General features: G+C 69.3%; 5 protein-coding genes and 1 tRNA gene. 1 reads left to right on the top strand and 5 read right to left on the bottom strand.

Annotated elements, in window-relative coordinates:
* Nucleotides 1-207 precede the first annotated feature (207 nt).
* The 3 genes from J1C73_RS31325 to J1C73_RS31315 form a co-directional block, all read right to left on the bottom strand.
* Nucleotides 208-918 carry a nucleotidyltransferase family protein gene (locus J1C73_RS31325; RefSeq protein WP_207319329.1) on the bottom strand — a complete coding sequence of 237 codons (711 nt, stop codon included), beginning with the start codon at nucleotides 916-918 and terminating at the stop codon, nucleotides 208-210.
* Nucleotides 919-953: 35 nt separating this feature from the next.
* Complete coding sequence (locus J1C73_RS31320; RefSeq protein ID WP_207319328.1) at nucleotides 954-1,367, bottom strand: hypothetical protein; 414 nt, start codon at nucleotides 1,365-1,367, stop codon at nucleotides 954-956.
* A 214-nt stretch (nucleotides 1,368-1,581) separates the two neighbouring features.
* Nucleotides 1,582-2,718, bottom strand: coding sequence for an ABC transporter ATP-binding protein (locus J1C73_RS31315; RefSeq protein ID WP_207319327.1), 1,137 nt, complete (start codon nucleotides 2,716-2,718; stop codon nucleotides 1,582-1,584).
* Nucleotides 2,719-2,896: 178 nt separating this feature from the next.
* On the opposite strand from J1C73_RS31315, the gene J1C73_RS31310 reads away from it, so the two are divergent.
* Nucleotides 2,897-2,970 (top strand) — tRNA-Thr (locus tag J1C73_RS31310).
* A 54-nt stretch (nucleotides 2,971-3,024) separates the two neighbouring features.
* Here J1C73_RS31310 and J1C73_RS31305 read toward each other — a convergent pair.
* Nucleotides 3,025-4,425, bottom strand: coding sequence for an NAD(P)/FAD-dependent oxidoreductase (locus J1C73_RS31305; RefSeq protein WP_207319326.1), 1,401 nt, complete (start codon nucleotides 4,423-4,425; stop codon nucleotides 3,025-3,027).
* Nucleotides 4,426-4,495: 70 nt separating this feature from the next.
* Nucleotides 4,496-5,149: a rhomboid-like protein gene (locus J1C73_RS31300; protein WP_207319330.1), complete on the bottom strand. Its 654-nt coding sequence runs from the start codon at nucleotides 5,147-5,149 to the stop codon at nucleotides 4,496-4,498.
* Nucleotides 5,150-5,172: the final 23 nt, after the last annotated feature.

Below are 5,172 nucleotides of genomic sequence, written 5' to 3'. Positions count from 1 at the left end.
GCCCCAGCTCCGCCGGCCCCACCGGAGGCTCCACGGCAGGCGGCTCGGACCCCGGCACCGGCTCCACCGGCTCCACGGACGGCTCCGCCGGAGGAAGCGGCCGCAACCCCATCGGCGGCCTCCTCGGCTGACCCGGGCCACCGCGCCCACCGCACGCCGAGAGGGGCGGGCNNGCGAGCCCAGCCTGATCCAAACGAGAGCCCCTAGCTAGCGCCCGTCCAGCTCCTTGGCCGCCTCCGTCAGGTCCTTGGCGGTGTCAATGGCCCGCCAGTACGCCCCGTGCGGCAACGGATACCCGGCCAGCCTGCGCTCCCGCGCCAGCCGGGGGAACGTCGTCCGCTCGTGATCACCGCGGTCCGGCAGCATCGTCGTGAACGCCGGGGAGAACACGTACACCCCCGCATTGATCAGATACGGCGACGGCGGCGACTCGATGAAGTCGGTGATGTGCCCGAAGGCGTCCGTCTCCACCGCGCCCCACGGAATGCGGGGCCGGGCCAGCGCCAGCGTCGCGGTCGCATCGCGCTCCGCATGGAACGCGGCCATCTCACGCAACGAGAAACGCGTCCAGATATCACCATTGGTCGCGTACCAGGGCTGCTCCGGATCGGGCAGCCGGGCCGCCGCGTACTTCAGCCCGCCGCCACGTCCCAGCGGTTCGGACTCCACCACCGTCGTGACCCGCAGCGGCAGCACCGCTTCGTCCAGCCACTCCTGCAGCACCTCGGCCAGATGCCCGCACGACACCACGGCATCGGTCACGCCTTCGGCGGCCAGCCAGGAAAGCTGATGGCCGATGATCGGAGTCCCGGTACCCGGGATCTCGACCATCGGCTTGGGGCGGTCATCGGTGTACGGGCGCAGCCGCGACCCCTGGCCACCCGCCAGGATCACGGCCTGCGTCGGAAACGTATGCATGTCAGGCACGATATGCCGTGCCTGACCGGGACCGGTCAGCTGAACTGCGCGACACCCGAGGCGAACGACGTGTCGCAGACGGGACGCGAGAACCGGTGCGCCCGCGTCGGACCGTACTGCTCGACCGCCGCCTTGCCCAGCGCCTTCGCGATCGACATGCAGTGCCGTGCGAGCGACGGACGCCCCTCGACGGCACGCTGGAGGTCCGTCAACGCGGCGGCGGGGTCCTTCTCCCGGAGCTCCAGGAGAAGCCTGTCGCGCAGGATGTCCTGCGAGGTGCGCGGCTTGGCGCGCTTGGAGACGGTCTGGGCCGAGGCGGTGAGCATCTGCGAGTCGGAGTTGTGAGATGCCCACGGCACGGCGGTGACCGCGAGGGTCCCGGACAGGACCATGACGACAGGCAGTACGAAAGCGAGAGTTCGGCCGATACGGCGCGCGGTGTGGGTCACGCAGCGAGCGTAGCGGGCGGTGATGAATTGGCGACATTACGTCACCCTCGCGAGGGATGGTTCGAGAGTGTTTTTCGAATCCTGTGTTGACGAACCAGAGCGAAATGACCGTTGTGCCGGGGAATTTGACGTCCGCCACCCAAACCCCCGGAACGCGCGTCGGCCCCGCACGGAGAACGTGCGGGGCCGACGGCGTACAGCGGGCGGTGCGAAATCAGTCGGTGAGACGCTCACCGGTCGAGGTCGCGAAGACGTGCAGCTCGTCCGGGCGCGGCACGACGTGGAGCTTGGTGCCCTTCTCCGGGACGGCGCGGCCGCCGACGCGGACGACGAGGTCCTTGTGCTCGCCGGCAACCTCGGCGGCACCGTAGACGAAGCCGTCGGCGCCGAGCTCCTCGACGACGTTGACCGAGACGGCCAGACCGGCCGGGGCGTCGGCGGAGTCCTTGGTGAGGGACTTCGCGGCAGCGCCGCCGTGCTCGACGATGTCGAAGTGCTCGGGGCGGATGCCGACCGTGATGGTCGTGTCGCCGCGGTCCGCGGCGGCGGTGAGCGCGGCACGGGAGACCGGGACGACGCTGTTGCCGAACTTCACGCCACCGTCGGTGATCGGGACCTCGACGAGGTTCATCGCCGGGGAGCCGATGAAGCCGGCCACGAAGAGGTTCGCCGGCTTGTCGTACATGTTGCGCGGCGAGTCGACCTGCTGGAGCAGACCGTCCTTGAGGACCGCGACGCGGTCACCCATGGTCAGCGCCTCGACCTGGTCGTGGGTGACGTAGACGGTCGTGATGCCCAGCCGGCGCTGGAGCGAGGCGATCTGCGTACGGGTGGAGACACGGAGCTTGGCATCGAGGTTCGACAGCGGCTCGTCCATGAGGAAGACCTGCGGCTCACGCACGATGGCGCGGCCCATCGCGACACGCTGACGCTGACCACCGGAGAGCGCCTTCGGCTTGCGGTCGAGGTAGTCGGTGAGGTCCAGCATCTTGGCGGCCTCTTCGACCTTCGCCCGGATCTCGGTCTTGTTGATACCGGCGATCTTCAGCGCGAAGCCCATGTTGTCCGCGACGGACATGTGCGGGTAGAGCGCGTAGTTCTGGAACACCATCGCGATGTCCCGGTCCTTCGGCGGCAGGTGCGTGACGTCGCGGTCACCGATGCGGATCGCGCCGCCGTTGACGTCCTCAAGACCCGCGAGCATGCGCAGGGAGGTCGACTTGCCACAACCGGAGGGACCGACGAGGACGAGGAACTCGCCGTCCTCGATGTCGATCTCGAGCTGGTCAACCGCGGGCTTCGTGGAGCCGGGGTATACGCGGGACGCCTTGTCGAACGTGACACTGGCCATGCTGAATCTTCTCCTCCACCGGCAGGAACGTGCCGGACGATCCGAGTAAGGGAGTGGTCTGGTCCACTTGAGTGAACCTTCCGCGACGCTACCTGGCCATGTCGAATCTGTCAGTAGTTCTTGGGGTGCGAAATCTCTGCACGGTCCGGAGGCGGGGTTGGTTACACTGCTCCGGAATGCCTCCTTAGCTCAGTTGGCCAGAGCAACGCACTTGTAATGCGTAGGTCGTCGGTTCGAATCCGACAGGGGGCTCGAAATCCCAGGTCAGCCTAGTGCTGACCTGGGTTTTTTGCTTCTCGGGCAGGTTCAGTGCCGCCCCGCCAGCCGGTCCGCGATCTTCGCGATCGGGTCGGTGCCCGCGCGGGGCGAGGTGAGTTCGCGGCGGTCGGCGGCGCGGTAGGCGGCGTACATGCCGTGGACGCCGAGCCAGCGCAGGGGTTCCGGTTCCCAGCGGCGGACCTTGTGGTTGACCCAGGGCAGGGTGGTCAGTTCGGTGGGGCCGGACTGGCCGGAGTCCTGTTGGATCAGGTCGCGCAGGGTGCGGGCGGCGAGGTTGGTGGTGGCGACGCCGGAGCCGACGTAGCCGCCCGCCCAGCCGAGGCCGGTGGAGCGGTCCAGGGTGACGGTGGCGCACCAGTCGCGGGGGACGCCGAGGACGCCGGACCAGGCGTGGGCGATGCGGGTGCCCGCGGTGGTGGGGAAGAGGCGGACGAGCAGGTCGCGCAGGGCCTCGATGGTGGCGGGCTGGGTGCGGCCGTCGTTGTCGGTGGCCGAGCCGTAGCGGTAGGGGATGCCGCGGCCGCCCAGGGCGATGCGGTCGTCGGCGGTGCGCTGGGCGTACAGGTAGGCGTGGGCCATGTCGCCGAGGGTCTCGCGGCCGTTCCAGCCGATGGTGTCCCAGAGGGAGGCGGGGAGGGGCTCGGTGACGATCATGGAGGAGTTCATCGGGAGCCAGGTGCGCTTCTGGCCCTTGATGCCCGCCGTGAAGCCTTCGGTGCAGCGCAGTACGTAGGGGGCGCGGACCGTGCCGTACGGGGTGATGGCGTGTTTGGGCTTGATCTCGGTGACGGGGGTCGACTCGTGGAGGGTGACGCCGAGGGCCTCCACGACGTCGGCGAGGCCCTTGACGAGTTTGGCGGGGTGCAGGCGGGCGCCGTGCGGGGTCCAGGTGGAGCCGACGGCTCCGGTGACGCGGACGCGTTCGGCGGTCTCGCGGGCACCGTGCAGGGTGCGGTCGGTCTCGCCGAAGGCGATCTCGGCGGAGTGGAAGTCCTTCAGGCGGGCGAGCTGGGCCGCGGTGCAGGCGACTTCCAGGACGCCGCCCCGGTGGATGTCCGCGTCGATCTTCTCCTCGTCGGCGACGCGGATGACCTCGGCGACGGTGTCGTTCATCGACTGCTGGAGGCGGACGGCCGCCTCGTGGCCGTGGAGCTTCGCGTAGCGGTCGCGGCCGGCGATGCCGTTGTAGAGCCAGCCGCCGTTGCGCCCGGAGGCGCCGTAGCCGCAGAACTTGGCTTCCAGGACGGTGATGTTGAGGAAGGGGACGGCCTTCTTGAGGTAGTACGCCGTCCAGAGTCCGGTGTATCCGCCGCCGACGATGCAGACATCGGCGGTGGCGTCGCCGGGCAGAGGTTCGCGGGGGGTGGGGGTGCCCTGGTCCGCGTACCAGAAGGATATGCCGCCGTTGACGGTGCTGACGGTACTCATGTTGCCCCTGCTGTCCGTGTGACTGGCTGTCTGGCCGGCTGTGGAGTGCGGTGCTCTGTTCGGCTGGACGTTACTGGGCAGGGGCCGGTTTCGTCTCGTGGTGGTGGTGGCGGGTCAGTGGGTAGCAGGCGAGGCCGATGAGCACGGCGGTGAAGTGGCCGATGTCGGTGAAGGTGGCGCTGGTGACGAGGGGGACGCCGTAGATGACGAGGACGGCGAAGAGGTACACGTACCGCCAGGGGTACGGGATGTAGTAGGTGAGGACGGCGACGACGCCGGCGAGCGCGTAGCTGACGCCGACGTCGAGGGTGTTGGCGGCGGTCTCGGGTGCGTGGCCGTGCCGGATGGCCCAGGCCAGCACGCCTTCGCTGACGAAGGTGGCGAGGACGTGGGCGGCGGCGGCGACGGCGAGCCAGCGCAGGGTGCCGAGGCGGCGTTCGGCGGGGGCGTGGAAGACGGTGTAGAGGACGGCGTAGGGGAGCCACTCGCCGCCGTCGATCCAGAAGGCGCTGGTGATCAGGACGCGTACGGGGTCCTGGGACAGTTCGTGGATGTTGGTGGAGCGCTGGCGGAGGAAGTCCTCCTCGAAGTCCGGTGACATCTGGTGGACGATGACGGTGGTGATGAAGAGGGCCGTCAGCCAGACGTAGGTGCCGGGGGCGCTGCGGACCCATGAGCCGGCGCCGCGGAGCCACGTGACGGGTGCGGGGCGGGGCCGGCTCATGGGTCCGCAGCGCCCCCGGCACC

It is taken from the genome of Streptomyces laculatispora, from assembly GCF_017353455.1.
Classification (GTDB): domain Bacteria; phylum Actinomycetota; class Actinomycetes; order Streptomycetales; family Streptomycetaceae; genus Streptomyces; species Streptomyces laculatispora.
The sequence above is the reverse complement of the archived record's forward strand: the minus strand, read 5'-3'. Positions and strand labels throughout refer to the sequence as shown.

What these genes read in the sequence shown, in the direction of transcription:
- J1C73_RS31325 (WP_207319329.1), bottom strand. Translation starts at nt 918, where the DNA reads ATGCATACGTTTCCGACGCAGGCCGTGATCCTGGCGGGTGGCCAGGGG.
- J1C73_RS31315 (WP_207319327.1), bottom strand. Translation starts at nt 2,718, where the DNA reads ATGGCCAGTGTCACGTTCGACAAGGCGTCCCGCGTATACCCCGGCTCC.
- J1C73_RS31305 (WP_207319326.1), bottom strand. Translation starts at nt 4,425, where the DNA reads ATGAGTACCGTCAGCACCGTCAACGGCGGCATATCCTTCTGGTACGCG.
- J1C73_RS31300 (WP_207319330.1), bottom strand. Translation starts at nt 5,149, where the DNA reads ATGAGCCGGCCCCGCCCCGCACCCGTCACGTGGCTCCGCGGCGCCGGC.